Source organism: Bradyrhizobium sp. USDA3010 (assembly GCF_056429065.1).
The window spans coordinates 1-14,205 of record NZ_JBWJZD010000079.1 but is presented as its reverse complement, the minus strand read 5'-3'; the positions used below and the strand labels follow the sequence as shown (position 1 = coordinate 14,205).

The following is a 14,205-nucleotide window of genomic DNA, read 5'->3' as shown; positions in this document are numbered from 1 at the left end:
CGATGCCGGGCCTCGTGGTGTCGATTGCGGTGACCGAGGGCCAGGAGGTCAAGGCCGGCGAGACGCTCGCGGTGGTGGAAGCCATGAAGATGCAGAACGTGCTGCGCGCCGAGCGCGACGGCACGGTCAAGAAGATCCACGCCGCCGCCGGCGCCACGCTCGCCGTCGATGCACTGATCCTGGAGTTCGCATAAAAGAGCTCCGCCTTCGCGGAGGTGTCGGCGGACCAGTCTTCGCCGGCGCCTGCGCAAGGACCAACAAGGAGTCCGAGACATGGCCTTCCGCAAACGCCGCGAAGCCCTGCGATCGATTCTCAACGGATCAAGCTGCATTCGCCCGGGCTCGGTCTATGACGCGACCTCGATCCGGATCGCCGAGGATCTCGGTTTCGAGCTCGGCATGTTCGGCGGCTCGGTGGCATCGCTCGCCGTGCTCGGCGATCCCGACATTGCGCTGATCACGTTGACGGAGTTCGCTGAACAGGTGCGCCGGATGTCGCGTGCGTCGACCCTGCCTGTGCTTGTCGATGCCGACCATGGCTACGGCAATGCGCTCAACGTTCGCCGCACGGTTCAGGAGGTCGAAGCTGCCGGTGCCGCCGGCCTCACCATCGAGGATACTCTGCTGCCGCAGGCGTTCGGCCAGGCCAAGGCGCAGCTGATCTCGCTCGAGGAAGGCGTCGGCAAGATGACGGCCGCGCTTGACGGCCGCAGCGATCCGTCGCTCGTCATCCTGGGCCGGACCGGCGCCGTCTCGATCACAGACCTCGACGACGCGATCGCACGCGCAAGGGCCTATGAAGCGGTCGGCGTCGATGGACTGTTCTTCACAGGCGTCAAGTCGCGCGGGGAGCTCGAGGCGCTCTCGGCCGCCACGACGCTGCCGATCGTGCTCGGCGGCGCGCCGGAGGAGATGACCGCGCTGGATTATTTGGCAAGCCAGCGCGTCAGGATTGCGCTGCAGGGCCACGCGCCATTCGCGGCCGCAACCCAGGCCGTCTACGAAACGTTGAAGGCGCTGCGCGAAGGCACCTCGCCGAAGAATCTGAAAGGCATCGCCTCGTCCGAACTGACCGGCCGCGTGATGCGCGAGGCGGAGACCAAGGCGCGCAGCGGCGAGTTCCTCGGCCTGAAAAAATGAGCGGCGTGATCCGCCATATCACGGTCAGTGGCCGCGTCCAGGGGGTCGGCTATCGCGCCTGGGTCGACGAGCAGGCGAACTCGCGCGGCCTCGAGGGTTGGGTCCGCAATCGCCGCGACGGGAGCGTCGAGGCGGTGTTCGCCGGCCCCGAAGCCGCCGTCGCTGACATGATCGCGGCCTGCGGCCGCGGACCGTTCTCGGCGCGCGTCGACCGTGTGCACGCCGTATCAGGCAATTCCGATCTTCTGAACCTGCGACGGGCAGGCGAGCGGTTCTCGGTCCTGCCGACGGTGTGACGCGTGGTCACGCAACAGCCGTGATCACCAGCGCCTGAATGCGGCCTTCGATCGCACCCTTGCCGAAGCGCCGCGCGAGCGCCGCTGCAGCGTGCTCGGTCGCGGCGTCGAGGCCGATCCCGCCGCGCGCCTCGATCTCGCCGCGCAGCGGTGAGCCCTGGCAAAAACCGATCGCCGGATCGTGCGGCGCGTTCGCCCGGCTTTGCTCCCGGACGGTGTCGATCTCGATCTTGCTGAAGCCCGCGGCCAAAAGATCGGCCCGGATCGGGTCTGCCGCGTAGTGGCCATGGGGCGTGCGCGCGAGGAATCGCGGCGGATCGGCCGGGAAGACCTCTGCCAATGCCTGGGTCACCACGTCGGCAAACTCGTTCTCTTCGATGCGATCCCACATGCTGAACAGGAAGCGGCCGCCCTGCTTCAGCACACGGCGAGCCTCCGAATAGCCCTTGGGCTTGTCGGGGAAGAACATCGCGCCGAACTGGCAAGCGACGACATCGAAGCTCGCATTGTCGAACGGCAGGTTGAGCGCGTCGGCCTGCTGCCACGTGATATCGGCCGCGTCCGGCATCCGCGATTTCGCCCGTTCGAGCATCGGCTCATTCAGGTCGGTCGCCACGATGCGGGTGTCGCGGCCGAGCGCTGCCGACAGCGCGCGGGTGACTACACCGGTGCCCGCTGCCGTCTCAAGCAGGTCGCGCGGGCCAATGGCCTTGGCGCGTTGTGCGAGATCGCGTGCATAGGGTTCAAAAATCATCGGCACGAGGAGCCGGTCGTAAAGTTCTGGAATGGACCCAACGAACTCCTTGTCGGACGCGGGCATCGGAAGCTCCTTGTTGGCCGTGAAGCTGGCTCATGTCGACAGCCCGCGATCCGGCCGAAAATCGTCCACCCGGATCAGCTTGGACGAAGACCTCGGTCGCGACAAAGGAAAATTCGTCATCTGTGATGATCACCCTCGCTGGGGTCACACAGGCGAGGGGGACACGCTGCGTCATGCGGCGTCCCCGAGCGGCATCGATGACCCTTGACTTCTGCTCCGAACAATCTGATATTTCTGTCATGACAGAAATAACCGCCAAGAAAAAACTTCCCGCCGCCGTCGAGCGCTTCATCCTGCATTGGGGCGACATGGGCGACGAATGGGGCGTCAATCGCTCGGTCAGCCAGATCCACGGGCTGCTCTACCTCGCCGAAGCGCCGATGACCGCGGAAGACATCGCCGACACGCTCGGCATGGCGCGCTCCAACGTCTCCAACTCGATCAAGGAATTGCTGTCCTGGGGATTGATCCGGCGGGTGCCGATCCTCGGCGACCGTCGCGACCATTTCGAGGCCGAGACCGATATCTGGGAGGTCGCGGCGAAGATCGCGGCCGGGCGCAAGGAGCGCGAGATCGATCCCGCGCTTGCCGCGCTGCGCGCTTGCGTCTCCGACGCGGCCGACGATCCCGCCATCAGCCCGCTCGCCAGCAAGCGGCTGAAGGAGATGCTGACATTCACCGAGTTGGTCGACCGCTGGTACACGCAGATGCTGAACGTGCCGCGGCCACGTCTGGTCGCGCTGATCAGGCTCGGCGAGAAGATCGTGAGTTTCCTGCCGACGGGCAGGGCCAAATAGGGGCGGCGGCGTAACGGGAGTGTGCGATGGCGTCAGCAAGGATATCCACCTTAACGACAGCGCCGGCTTCCGATACGAAACTGCTCGACGACCATCGCTTCCGCGCATTGCTGTCCGACGAGGATTGGGGTCGCCTGCCGGTTGCGATCTGGCGACGCTTCTCGAAGCGGTTCGAGGACGGCAACACCGTCGTTTATGTCGGCGAGGTCGAGGAAGCCTCAAGCAGCCGCGCCGGCTGGTGGCTGGCACAGACCGCCCGGCTGATCGGCGGACCGCTTCCGACCGGCACCGAGACCGGCGTGCCGATGATCGTCACGGTCACCGAGGACGCTGCGAGCGGCGGCCAGATCTGGACCCGCATTTGCGCGCGCCGCGACGGCTTTCCGCAGGTGATTCATTCCGCCAAGCGTTTTGCCGGCCCCTCCGGGCTCGAGGAGTATGTCGGATTCGGCGTCAGTATGGCGTTGCGCATCGCGGTCGAGGACGAGGCGCTGGTGTTTCATAGCGTCGGCTATTCGCTGCGGCTCGGGCCGTTTCGGATGCAATTGCCCGAATGGCTCACGCCAGGCGATCTCACCGTCACGCATTCCGATCTCGGCTGCGGCGACTTCCGCTTCACGCTGGAGATCATCCACCCGCGTTTCGGCCGGCTGATCCGTCAGTCCGCCGTATTCAGGGAGGCTTCGTCATGACGCCGCTGCTATGGACCTTGGTCGCCATCCAGATTGCGATGGGCGCATTCGACACCTTCTATCACCACGAATTCACCGAGCGGCTCGCCTGGCGTCCCTCGCAGCGTCATGAGTTGCAGCTGCACAGCGTGCGGAACATGCTTTATGCACTGCTGTTCCTCGTGCTCGGCTGGCTCGAGGTGCACGGCATCTTTGCGATCGGCATCATGGCCGTGCTGGTCGTCGAGGTCGTCATCACGCTGATGGATTTCGTCGAGGAGGATCTGAGCCGAAAACTGCCGCCGAGCGAGCGGATCAATCATACGCTGCTCGCGATCAACTACGGCGCCATCCTGGTGCTGCTGGTGCCGGTGCTGATCGGCTGGGCGATGCTGCCGACGGCTGTCGTGCCGGCCTATGCGGGCCTGCTAAGCCTGTTCGCAACCGCCGCGGCCTTTGGCGTGGCGCTGTTCGGTGCGCGCGACTTCGCCGCCGCCAGGCGGTTGGGACGGATGGTCAGCGGGTCGGCCGCGGCCTTGGTCGAGAAATTGCCGGCGCGACAGACCGTGCTCATCACCGGTGCAACCGGTTTCATCGGCAGCCGCCTGGCCGCAAGCCTCATCGCATCCGGCCATCAGGTGATTGCGCTGATCCGCAATCCGGCGAAGGTGGAGATGCTGCCGCCGCCGGTGACGCTGATCACGAGCCTCGACCAGCTGCCCGCCGATACCGGGATCGACGCCGTCGTCAATCTCGCGGGCGAGCCGATCGGCAACGGTCTTTGGACCGAGGCCAAGCGCCGCAGGATCATCGCCTCGCGTGTCGACATGACGGCCGAGGTCGTCAGGCTGATCGCGCGGCTCGAACGCAAGCCGTCGGTGCTGGTGAGCGGCTCCGCGATCGGCTGGTACGGGCTCTGGCAGGACCAGGTGCTGACGGAGTCGGCGAAATCCCACGCTTGCTTCAGTCATGAACTGTGCGAGGCCTGGGAGAATGCGGCCAAGCCCGCCGCCGATCACGGCGTGCGCGTGGCGTATTTGCGGATCGGTCTCGTGGTCGGCACCGACGGCGGCTTCATTACGCGGATGCTGACGCCCTTCGAATTCGGTCTCGGCGGCCCGCTCGGCTCGGGCAAGCAGTGGATGTCATGGATCGAGCGCGACGATCTGGTGCGCCTGATCGCGCATGTGATCGCGAAGCCGGAGCTCTCAGGCCCGATCAACGCGACCGCGCCGATCCCCGTGACCAACATGAAATTCACCGAGGAGCTCGGACGCCGTTTGCACCGGCCCGCGATCTTCCGCGTGCCTGCCGCGCTGCTCCGCGCCGTCGGCGGCGACTTCGCCGACGAGCTGCTGCTCGGCGGCCAGCGCGTGCTGCCGAACAAGGCGCTCAGCAACGGCTTTGTGTTCCGGCACGAGACCCTGCGCAGCGCGTTCGAGGCGATCTTGTGAGGAGGGCGAGATGTCTGATGACGGTTGCCGTGCATTTGGAGGTTGGCTCGCCGGATGCGGAGCCGCAACGGCGGTTCTCTCTGGCGTTGCCCAGACGCTCCTGATGGTCGCATCCGGCGGCGACATCATGAGGCTGCTGGGAGGCGTCATCGCGCTCCTGCTTCCCTCATTCCTGGTCTTTGTCGTCACCTGCCTACTGACCGCGATTCCCGCAGCGATCGCGATCTGGCTAAGCGAGGAGTTCCGGATCCGATCCGCCGGGTTCTTCGCCGGCGCAGGCGCTGCGATCGGCGCATTGAGCATCACGGTGCTGCTGCGGTCTCCGGCCGTCTGGACGTCCGGACTTGTCTGCCTGTTCGCCGCCGCCGGATTTGTCGCAGGCCTGACCTACTGGTTTGTCGTGAGAGAGCTGGAAGCCGCCGAGCATTCCCTGTGATGCCGCCGAGCGGTGCCCGCACTACGCCGCGGACGCCACACTCCGGAATGTCGCTGCCAGCGTCCGCAATGCCGCGAGCTTGGCGGGATCGCTGACCTTCGAGTGCAGCATCACCTTTGACGTACCGAGCCGCGGCAGCTTGTGGGTTGGTCCGATGTCGATCAAGCCGGGCGGCGCGATGCGGCGGACGAGGGGTGCAACGGCAAGGCCTGCGAGCGCGGCAGCCACGACCGCGGTGACGCCGCCGCCAACGAAGCCTTCGGTCCACGCGATGCCGGCCTTGTCGAGCGCCCGCACGGCGAGGGCGCGCACCCCGCACGGTGGCGCCAGCGTAGCGAGCGGCAGCACATCGCCGCGCGGCCAGACCAAGCGCTTGGCCGCGAACCAGCCGAATTCGTCCTCGGTCAGTTTCTCGCCGCCGCGCCGGCTGCCTTCCTGGCGCACGATCACGGCGTCGAGCTCGCCGGCATCGTAGGCGTCGAGCATCTCGCGCGAGAAGCCGATGGTGACGGCGAGCGCGAGCTGCGAGGCCATCGCGTGCAGCCGCTCCAGCAGCGGCACCAGCTCCGGCCCCGCGGCGTGATCGCTGATCCCGAGCGTCAACTGCTGCCGCGCCGGTGTCTCGCCCGACAGCGCACGGTCATGCACCTCGATCAGCGCGCGGGCGTGATGCAGGAAAGCCGCGCCATCGGCGGTCAGCCGCACCGCGCGTGGCGAGCGCTCGACCAGCCGCTTGCCGAGCACGGTTTCGAGCCGCTGCAATTTCATGCTGATCGCCGCTTGCGTGGTGCCGAGCGCCTCGGCGGCACGGGTGAAGCCCTGCAGCTCGGCGACGAGGAGGAAGGCCTGCACGGTGTCGATATCGAGTGTCGCCGTCATGATCAACGAACGTTATCATTGATATCCATAGAGATAAGATACCAAGATGATGCGCAAAGGTCTAGCTAGAGGTGGCGCGATTGACCCGCGCCAACCGAATTCAAGGAGACCGATCATGCCGCTTATCACCGTCACCTATGCGACCTCCCGCGAGAAGTCGTCGCTGAAGTCCGACATCGCCGCTGCCGTCTCGGAGCTGACCGCAGGGATTCTGCACAAGGACCCCAAGGTCACGGCAATCATCGTGAAGTCCGCCGCCGCCGCCGACTGGTTCGCCGGCGGCAAGTCGCTCGCCGAGCAGGGGCTCGCGAGCTATTGGCTCGACATCCACGTCACCGAAGGCACCAACACCAAGGACGAGAAGGCGGCCTATCTCGCGGCGCTGTTCAAGCGGATGGGCGAATTGCTCGGGCCGCTCCACACCGAGAGCTACGCCCATGTCGACGAGGTGAGGGGCGATGCCTACGGCTTCGGCGGGCTGACCCAGGAGCGCCGCTACATCGCCGGCAAGCTCGAGGTGGCGCCGCAGAAGGCGGCGTGAGCCTTACACTGTTGCTTCCGGCAGGCGCGCTGCCGTGCCGAACACCTCGGAAAATGCCTGCCGGAGCGCGATGTCGACATCGGCCATCGTGACCGGCAGTCCGAGATCGACCAGCGAGGTGACGCCGTAGCGCGGATCGACCACGCCGCAGGGCACGATCGCCTGGAAGTGCGAAAGATCGGGCTCGACATTGATCGCGATGCCGTGGAACGAGACCCAGCGGCGCAGCCGCACGCCGATCGCGGCGATCTTGTCCTCATGGCCCGGCCCCTTGTCCGGGCGCCGCACCCAGACCCCGACGCGGTCCTCGCGGCGCTCGCCGCGGACATTGAAGGCGGCGAGGGTGCGGATGATCCATTCCTCCAGCGAGGCGACATAGGCGCGCACATCCGGCCGGCGCCGCTTGAGGTCGAGCATCACATAGGCAACGCGCTGGCCCGGGCCGTGATAGGTGACCTGGCCGCCGCGGCCGCTCTGGAAGGTCGGAAAGCGCGGAGCCAGCAGGTCGTCGGCCTTGCCGCTGGTGCCGGAGGTGTAGAGCGGCGGGTGCTCGAGCAGCCACACCAGTTCAGGCGCCGAGCCCTCGGCGATCGCCGCCACCTTTGCGTCCATCTCTGTGAGCGAATCGGGGTAGGGCACCGGACGGTCCGAGATCCGCCATTCGACCGCTTCGCCGCGCGAAGGGCGTGCAAAGGTTGTCAAATCGAGGCTTTGGCGGTCATTAACCATTAGCTAACCCTAACGTGGTCAGGTGCACCCACAATTTAGTTCCCGTTCGGTGGTTCAGAAGTGCCCACGCTTGATAAAGTCAGCGTAGATCTCATGGTGGTCCTCGGCACGACCACCATGCCGATTCACCAGGTCATGCGGCTGTCCCGCGGCGCCATCATCGAACTGGATGCCACCGAGGCCGACGAGGTCAAGATACTCGCCAACAACCTGCCGGTGGCCAGCGGCGTCGTCCTGGTCGACCGCAACCGGATTGCGGTCGAGGTCAAGCAGATGCTGCCGAAATCTCCCGGGGTTCGCAGTTAATTCACGCATCAAGCGCCTTGTCCCTGCATCCGTGATTTGTTACATGGCCCCCTCGATGCGGCGGCGCCTTAGGGTTCCATCCGACATCCTTAGCGCTCGTGGCGGAATTGGTAGACGCGCTGCCTTGAGGTGGCAGTGGGTAACACCGTGGGGGTTCGAGTCCCTCCGAGCGCACCAAAAAATCACCTCACTCATCGACCCTAACTAACTGATCTACAAGATGAAGCCGAAATCTCATTCGGCTACGCACTTGATCTCGCCTGAAACTGTGATACAAATCGAGATACATTATGTGATACCGCGATAGGGGAAAGCGGTGGTACGGCAACGGAAGCAGAATCGCTTTTTGCTCCTGCGCGACGGGCTCTATTACTACTGGCGGCGTGTTCCGAGGTCGGTCGAGCACCTGGACGACCGTGCGCCGTTTATCCGGCTCTCACTCAAAACTGACGATCTCGCTGAGGCTCGCGCGAAGCGCGATCTGCTTGAACAAGCGGACCGCACGTTTTGGGGAGCACTCTTCACCGATGGCGACGACGCGAAGGCGCTTGCCGCCTATCAGGTGGCGAGAGCCCGCGCCGAGGCCCTAGGCTTCACATACAAGGCCGCCAGTGAAATCGCGAACCTTCCGTTCGACGACATACTCCGAAGAATGACTATCATCAGCGACGTCCGGACGCCGATCGCGGTTGAGACCGCGATACTAGGCGGCGTGGAGCAGCCGAAAGTCAAAGTGTCTCACGCATTCGACATCTTCTGCGACGAGATCAGGGCGGCCGAGCTTGCCGGCAAGAGCGAGAAGCAAAGGGAGCAATGGAAGAAGGTCAAGAAGCTCGCGGTGACATCGTTCATCGCGGTCGTTGACGATCTGGCAATGATCGACATCACGCGAGACCACGCCAGGCAATTCTATCAGCACTGGGTCAAACGCCTCGCCCCAACAGACGGCAGTAAAAAGCGATCCGCCTCCTTGGGTAAACGCCGGATGGGTGACATGAGGATTCTCTATGAGGAATACTTCAAGCACCTCGGAGACATCGACAGGCAAAATCCATTCGATGGCCTTACCTTTAGTGAAAAATTCAAGCGATCGCGGCCGCCTTTCCCCATCGAGTGGGTGCGTGACAAGATATTTAAACCGGGCACACTCGCCGGCATGAACGCTGAAGCGCGCGGCATCGTCTTGGTGCTCAGCGAAACCGGTGCGCGGGGCGGGGAGATTTGCAATCTGCATAAGGACGTCATCAAGCTCGGCGACGCAGTTCCGCACATCCTTGTCGAACCGAGGCTTGACCCCGAAGATCCGCGCGAGATCAAGACCGTGTCGTCGATCAGGCGCATACCGCTCGTCGGCGTTGCGCTCGAAGTCATGAAGAAATTCCCGAATGGATTCCCGAGCTACAAGGAGAACGAGAATAATTTTTCGAGTGCAGCCGGAAAGTATTTCCGTGAGAACAAACTTTTTCCGACGAAGAAGCACGTCATCTATTCGCTCCGCCATACCTTTGAGGATCGCATGAAGGAGGCCAGGATCGACGAAGAGCTTCGCAGTATTTTGATGGGGCACTCCGTCGACAGGCCCAAGTACGGGTCTGGTGGCTCACTGAAACTGTATCAGGAAGAGATGATGAAGATCGTCTTTCCTTTCAACCCGGCAATCATTTAAGACGGTGGCGCGCGCGCATCATGCGATCTTCCTCGGCCCTAAGTGCGTCCAGTTCGGTCTCAATGCGCTCGTATATCGGCAGGTAAACAGCGCCACGTTTACCAGCGCGGTCAATCACCAGTGCCAGCCTGTCGAGGCAGTTTTCCAAAACCTCAGTACTTACCTCGACGCGAGGCTTCTTACTGTGAGGTGCTCGATGGCGATGTCGCATGTGGCCGCAGAATGGGTGACTTCTCGCCCATTCTGCGGCCTTCGCATCGGTAGGAAAGGGGCCGATCGGTCCGATCGCACGATCGGTCACAATGGCGAGCAAATACTGATTTCTGAAATCGGCGCTGTTCGCGACGGCCTGGGCCGGACTGTGTACCTACGGCTGGTTTACAGGGTTCTTCAGCTGGTACCCGCCTCGCAAATCTGCTAGCTGGAGTTAGCCGAGCGTCGTCTCGGCTTTTTTGTTGAGTGGGCAGATGCTGCGCGGACTGTTTGCGACGCCGTTGTGGGTACGACTGCGGTTTGTGAGCAACTCAACCGCAGCTAAGGCGACTATTTTGGTCCCGCTTATCGGGTATCTCATTCTCTTCAATGAGAAGGTGGTCGAGTTTCTGAACCTGGCCAAAGATATCGGCTCCCACGGTGGCGCAGAGGCTTCCTACCGGCTTATTTTGATCTACCTCGGCCTATGCGCTATTTCTCTGGGGGTTGTCGTTTACGGCTGGCTGTGCCCGAACGAGGTTAAGCACTATGGGAGCGCTTCAGCATTCGTCCAGGGAGATGGCCCGAGTCTCAGGGGATTCGTTATCGACGATATCGGCAGGGGACTGGAAAATTCCGCGCAACGCCCTAGGCTGCAGATTATAAGCGACGCGTTGAACGAGAAAATAAGACGCAGCGCAGCGACTGACGAAGATTCTGAGCGATACAGGATCGAGGTGCTGCATCTGTACTTTGAGCATCTGAACGAGAGCCATCCAACAGGGCGAAAGGTTTGCTTCTGGTCCTATTTGATCGGCTTCGGGCTAATGGCAGTCCCGTCGGCGCTCGTCTTTAAGAGCGTCATCATAATCCTGGCGCGTATGATCTGGGCGCATTTTTAGGTCCAGTCGAACTTCTTCCCCAAGAATATTTGACGATCGACAATTGCACCAACGTCATTGGTTGAAATCGGTTTGTCGTCGCCGCCGGATTTTTTCATCTCCAGTGCAAACCGAAGCACACGATTTCTAACCGTCTCAAGCAGGGCGATTATGACCGAGCCCGGAAGGGACTGCCACGCACGCAACAGCGTGTGGGTGGTGATGAACTGTTCCTGATACTTCGTTGTGAGATGAACCGGCCAAGGAATGGAGGCATCAGAAGTTTTGTCGGGCCGGCCTTCATACGAGGAAGCGGGCTGGAATAGCCGGAGTTCTTCGATGACTTTCCGATCGTCGGGTTTCATTACGCCGATATTGAGGGGCTGGCTGCTGATGTTCGAGGCTATGCCGGTGAACATGCCATAGGACCTGGCCGGGATGAGTCGGTACGTTGGCACTTCGTCGTCTTTGCCGTATCCGTCCAGCTCTCGGTCAATCCATGCCTTAAATGCCTCATTCGGAAACTTGCTTTCAAGGATTAGGCATTTCCTGAGAACATTGCCGATGGGCTCCTTGTCGTTAGATGCCAACTCAATAAGTTCGTCCAGAAAGTTCATAGTCTCTTCCCCGGCATACGTGAGCTACCATCTGGCAAGCAGAACCAACCAGCCGATCCAGCTTAATAGGCCAAGGGCTGTGCCGTAACGGCCAATACACGAGAGATGCGACTTTCGAGAAGCCGGTCAATCCGGTTCGCGAGAGACTGGCCTGCTGTTTTGAGTTTGCCGCGGAGGGCAAGCTCTATGACATGGCGAAAAAAGTGAACCTTCGTGTTGGTCGATTCATTCATCCGGATGAATTCACGCCGGCTAAAGCACTCGGGTTCCTCCTTGCCTTCAAGAAAACCCTTTGGCATGTCGCCTTGCAGCAGCATCAGGTTTGGAAGCTGCTTGTGAGGTGCATAGTCCGGGCCATAACGCTCGCGCAGGATATCATTCAAATTAAGCCTGACCTCGACCGGTATGTTGGGGGCGTCCAGGCCGGTCAACTTCCGGTATCGATGCTCAAGGTGTTCAAAACCGAATAATTGGCCCCTCATATTCCAGTGTATCCAATGCATTAAACGGCGGTCACGCGCGAATTTGTAGAACCTTGAGAGGAGGTCCATCTCAATCTCATCGAGATTGGCGTCAACGTCGTCCTTTCGGATATTGAGCAGATCGGCCGATAGGTGAAATGCAAAGCTCTGCGTCTGTCCCGTGGCGTGGTGCATGACCACAATGGACGTGATCCTAGGGGAATGACCCTCCAGGTTCTCGTCGAACAGCATTTCGGACGAATAGTGTATGATAAAATACTGCGCCGGGTTCTTCCGGATTGCCTTGAAAAATGATCTTGCGTCCACCATCAAAGTCCCCGCGTCCGGCTAGGGCATGGAATTCAAAATGACACAGATTCCGCCAGCGCTGATCGGCACAACAGCGCCGATTCTCGACACACACTATACCCATGCGGAACTCAATGCCCTCTTTATGCAGGCAGGATTTCCCGGCGATCCGCCCGAAGGAAACAAAACCCAGAAATGCCTCTCCTGGTTGCGACGCGCAAACACGGAGTGTGCTGATCCGCTTAGCTTATTTGGCACGCTGATAGCGGAAATGATGGATGTCGAGCCCACGCCCTGGCGTCTGGAGCAGTATGCGAAAGATGGGGATGCTCGCGAGAGGATCAAAACTGTCCTTGAAAAGGAGCAGCTAAGCTACCGGCGCGGCGGGTACATCATCGGGGCCCACCTCAAAGGACCATCTAAGTCTTTGGGAGAACGGCTCAAGGCAGGCGGGTTGGCGGCGGTAGACCTTGAATACCAGCGGGCCTACAACTCGATAGCCTCAGACCCAGGCGCCGCCGTCACGGCCGCATGTGCGATTGTTGAGGCCGTTTGCAAGCATTATCTTGAAACAGAAACTATTCCGCTTCCAAACAAACAGACCATTGCGCCGCTTTGGACCGAAGTCGCCAAAAACCTTGGTCTGTCACCAGGTCAGATGGCCGACGACGATCTCAAACAAATCCTGTCTGGTCTCTTCAGCATCGCTGCCGGCGTGGGCGCACTCCGAACCCATGAAGGGTCAGCGCATGGTCACGGTAATAAAACCTACAAAATCGAGGCCCGACATGCACGTCTCGCGGTCCACGCCGCACATACGATGGCGCTGTTTATTTTGGAGACGTGGGAAGCCCGCGGGCGAAAGAAATGACGGCAAAAACGTTCGACGAGTTGCTGGATATTTCAGAGTTCGATGGCCAGTCGCTGCTGGCGAGATACATTCACCACGGCGGCGACATCAATAATTTTGCCACGACGTGGGAGTATGTGTCGTTCAGCTACAGCCTGGCGTTCGACGAGCTTGCGCGGAAGGCATATGAACCAGGCCATCGCGTCAGTAACTTGAGCATTCCGCTCTTCTTCCTTGCGCGCCATTCAATAGAGCTGGCGATTAAAACCGCAATTCTAGAATACGCTAGAACGGATGAGGCGGTCCCAAAGACAGACGGTCACGACCTCGTTGTGCTCTGGAACGAGCTTTCGGGCTGCATGGAGCGATGGGGATGTGCAGCGACAGACGACTGGGGTGTTATCGTCGCCAAGCAGATAGCCGATATTCAAGAAGTGGACCCTAAGGGGGACCGATTTCGCTATCCCACCGATATCAAAGGCAAGCGGTTCGAACTGACCCACGTTGAACTAGAAGGGCTGATCCGAGCCCACAACAGCATCACAACGTATCTCGATGCGTGCGCGACCATGCACTCAGAAGGATATCGCGGTTGATGCTTGTCAACCTAATTCTGACTATGCGCATATTTCTCGGTCATCGCCAACTGAGCAGGTCATTCGAGATGAAGCAGCTCTTTAAGCAGTGGTGGGACGGGAGATATGTCCCGCCGGATAATCCTCCGGGCACTTCGGTCTTTATCATACAGGGCACCTGCGAGCGGCACTGGACTTCTAAAGCCGCCCAGGTGGTTGCCGACTTCTGAAGCATTGGCAGTGGTGTTTCAGTGCGACCTTTGCGACGATTGGACTGCTTATCGCGGCTATGAAGCTTTGAGGGGGCGTCATGGGAAAGCCGCCAGTGCCCACCCAAAGCGAAGCAATTTCTAAAATAGCCAGAGCATTGATACCTCCGCCTCCCGGAGAGGTGGAGAAGGCTAAGCTTTATCATTAGGCCGGACGAGCCGTAGTGGAGTTATCAAACGCTGAGAACTTGCGTAAGCGGCAAGCTGAGGCCGTCAGGCGGCGTGGTTCCATGGCATAAGTACGTCGATTTGGCTGCTCGGCCAGCCATTGGCGATACGCTGAAGCGTGAGGGTGAGCCAGGCGAACGGATCGACG

General features: G+C 61.2%; 19 protein-coding genes and 1 tRNA gene. 14 read left to right on the top strand and 6 right to left on the bottom strand.

Annotated elements, in window-relative coordinates; genetic code table 11:
- The 3 genes from AC066Y_RS41965 to AC066Y_RS41955 form a co-directional block, all read left to right on the top strand.
- Positions 1-194, top strand: a 194-nt coding sequence (locus AC066Y_RS41965; protein ID WP_409901123.1) for a biotin/lipoyl-containing protein, incomplete at its 5' end; no start/stop codon positions are given.
- Between the two features lie 79 nt (positions 195-273).
- Positions 274-1,140 carry an isocitrate lyase/PEP mutase family protein gene (locus AC066Y_RS41960; RefSeq protein ID WP_478278959.1) on the top strand — a complete coding sequence of 289 codons (867 nt, stop codon included), beginning with the start codon at positions 274-276 and terminating at the stop codon, positions 1,138-1,140.
- Positions 1,137-1,436, top strand: coding sequence for an acylphosphatase (locus AC066Y_RS41955; RefSeq protein ID WP_478278958.1), 300 nt, complete (start codon positions 1,137-1,139; stop codon positions 1,434-1,436). The genes AC066Y_RS41960 and AC066Y_RS41955 overlap by 4 nt, the downstream gene beginning before the upstream one ends.
- A 7-nt stretch (positions 1,437-1,443) precedes the next feature.
- On the opposite strand, the gene AC066Y_RS41950 is transcribed toward AC066Y_RS41955, so the two are convergent.
- On the bottom strand, positions 1,444-2,256 hold the full coding sequence (locus tag AC066Y_RS41950) for a class I SAM-dependent methyltransferase (RefSeq protein WP_478278957.1): 813 nt from the start codon (positions 2,254-2,256) through the stop codon (positions 1,444-1,446).
- A 239-nt stretch (positions 2,257-2,495) separates the two neighbouring features.
- Here AC066Y_RS41950 and AC066Y_RS41945 point away from each other — a divergent pair, with 239 nt between their 5' ends.
- From AC066Y_RS41945 to AC066Y_RS41930, 4 genes are read left to right on the top strand one after another with little or no spacing between them, the layout of a single operon-like run.
- Positions 2,496-3,053, top strand: a complete 558-nt coding sequence (locus AC066Y_RS41945; RefSeq protein ID WP_212318486.1) for a GbsR/MarR family transcriptional regulator — start codon at positions 2,496-2,498, stop codon at positions 3,051-3,053.
- Between the two features lie 26 nt (positions 3,054-3,079).
- Complete coding sequence (locus AC066Y_RS41940; protein WP_478278956.1) at positions 3,080-3,745, top strand: DUF4166 domain-containing protein; 666 nt, start codon at positions 3,080-3,082, stop codon at positions 3,743-3,745.
- Positions 3,742-5,178, top strand: a complete 1,437-nt coding sequence (locus AC066Y_RS41935; RefSeq protein ID WP_478278955.1) for a TIGR01777 family oxidoreductase — start codon at positions 3,742-3,744, stop codon at positions 5,176-5,178. Before AC066Y_RS41940 ends, AC066Y_RS41935 begins: the two co-directional genes overlap by 4 nt.
- Positions 5,179-5,188: 10 nt before the next feature.
- On the top strand, positions 5,189-5,614 hold the full coding sequence (locus AC066Y_RS41930; RefSeq protein ID WP_478278954.1) for a hypothetical protein: 426 nt from the start codon (positions 5,189-5,191) through the stop codon (positions 5,612-5,614).
- A gap of 21 nt (positions 5,615-5,635) precedes the next feature.
- Here the strand turns inward: AC066Y_RS41930 and AC066Y_RS41925 are convergent, their stop codons facing one another.
- On the bottom strand, positions 5,636-6,493 hold the full coding sequence (locus AC066Y_RS41925; protein WP_478278953.1) for a LysR family transcriptional regulator: 858 nt from the start codon (positions 6,491-6,493) through the stop codon (positions 5,636-5,638).
- A 115-nt stretch (positions 6,494-6,608) separates the two neighbouring features.
- Here AC066Y_RS41925 and AC066Y_RS41920 point away from each other — a divergent pair, with 115 nt between their 5' ends.
- A complete protein-coding gene (locus AC066Y_RS41920) occupies positions 6,609-7,034 on the top strand; it encodes a tautomerase family protein (protein ID WP_478278952.1) in 426 nt (141 codons plus the stop codon).
- Between the two features lie 3 nt (positions 7,035-7,037).
- On the opposite strand, the gene lipB is transcribed toward AC066Y_RS41920, so the two are convergent.
- Complete coding sequence (gene lipB, locus AC066Y_RS41915) at positions 7,038-7,763, bottom strand: lipoyl(octanoyl) transferase LipB (protein ID WP_478278951.1); 726 nt, start codon at positions 7,761-7,763, stop codon at positions 7,038-7,040.
- A gap of 60 nt (positions 7,764-7,823) precedes the next feature.
- Between lipB and AC066Y_RS41910 the strand changes: the two genes are divergently transcribed.
- From AC066Y_RS41910 to AC066Y_RS41895, 4 genes are all read left to right on the top strand, one after another.
- Complete coding sequence (locus AC066Y_RS41910) at positions 7,824-8,069, top strand: FliM/FliN family flagellar motor switch protein (protein WP_021080574.1); 246 nt, start codon at positions 7,824-7,826, stop codon at positions 8,067-8,069.
- Positions 8,070-8,161: 92 nt separating this feature from the next.
- A tRNA-Leu gene (locus tag AC066Y_RS41905) sits at positions 8,162-8,246 on the top strand.
- A 139-nt stretch (positions 8,247-8,385) separates the two neighbouring features.
- Positions 8,386-9,735 (top strand): DUF6538 domain-containing protein, encoded by a 1,350-nt coding sequence (locus tag AC066Y_RS41900; protein ID WP_478278950.1) that lies wholly within the window; start codon positions 8,386-8,388, stop codon positions 9,733-9,735.
- Between the two features lie 467 nt (positions 9,736-10,202).
- Positions 10,203-10,829: a hypothetical protein gene (locus AC066Y_RS41895; RefSeq protein ID WP_478278949.1), complete on the top strand. Its 627-nt coding sequence runs from the start codon at positions 10,203-10,205 to the stop codon at positions 10,827-10,829.
- Here AC066Y_RS41895 and AC066Y_RS41890 read toward each other — a convergent pair.
- Positions 10,826-11,425: an AbiTii domain-containing protein gene (locus AC066Y_RS41890; protein WP_478278948.1), complete on the bottom strand. Its 600-nt coding sequence runs from the start codon at positions 11,423-11,425 to the stop codon at positions 10,826-10,828. The genes AC066Y_RS41895 and AC066Y_RS41890 overlap by 4 nt on opposite strands.
- 62 nt (positions 11,426-11,487) lie before the next feature.
- Positions 11,488-12,216, bottom strand: a complete 729-nt coding sequence (locus tag AC066Y_RS41885) for a hypothetical protein (protein ID WP_478278947.1) — start codon at positions 12,214-12,216, stop codon at positions 11,488-11,490.
- Between the two features lie 37 nt (positions 12,217-12,253).
- On the opposite strand from AC066Y_RS41885, the gene AC066Y_RS41880 reads away from it, so the two are divergent.
- Complete coding sequence (locus AC066Y_RS41880) at positions 12,254-13,066, top strand: abortive infection family protein (protein WP_478278946.1); 813 nt, start codon at positions 12,254-12,256, stop codon at positions 13,064-13,066.
- The gene (locus AC066Y_RS41875; protein WP_478278945.1) at positions 13,063-13,641 is read left to right on the top strand and encodes a hypothetical protein; all 579 of its coding nucleotides are present in this window, start codon (positions 13,063-13,065) and stop codon (positions 13,639-13,641) included. The genes AC066Y_RS41880 and AC066Y_RS41875 overlap by 4 nt, the downstream gene beginning before the upstream one ends.
- Before the next feature lie 461 nt (positions 13,642-14,102).
- Here AC066Y_RS41875 and AC066Y_RS41870 read toward each other — a convergent pair.
- Positions 14,103-14,205: transposase domain-containing protein (locus tag AC066Y_RS41870; RefSeq protein WP_478278960.1), on the bottom strand; the 103-nt coding region annotated here is incomplete at its 5' end.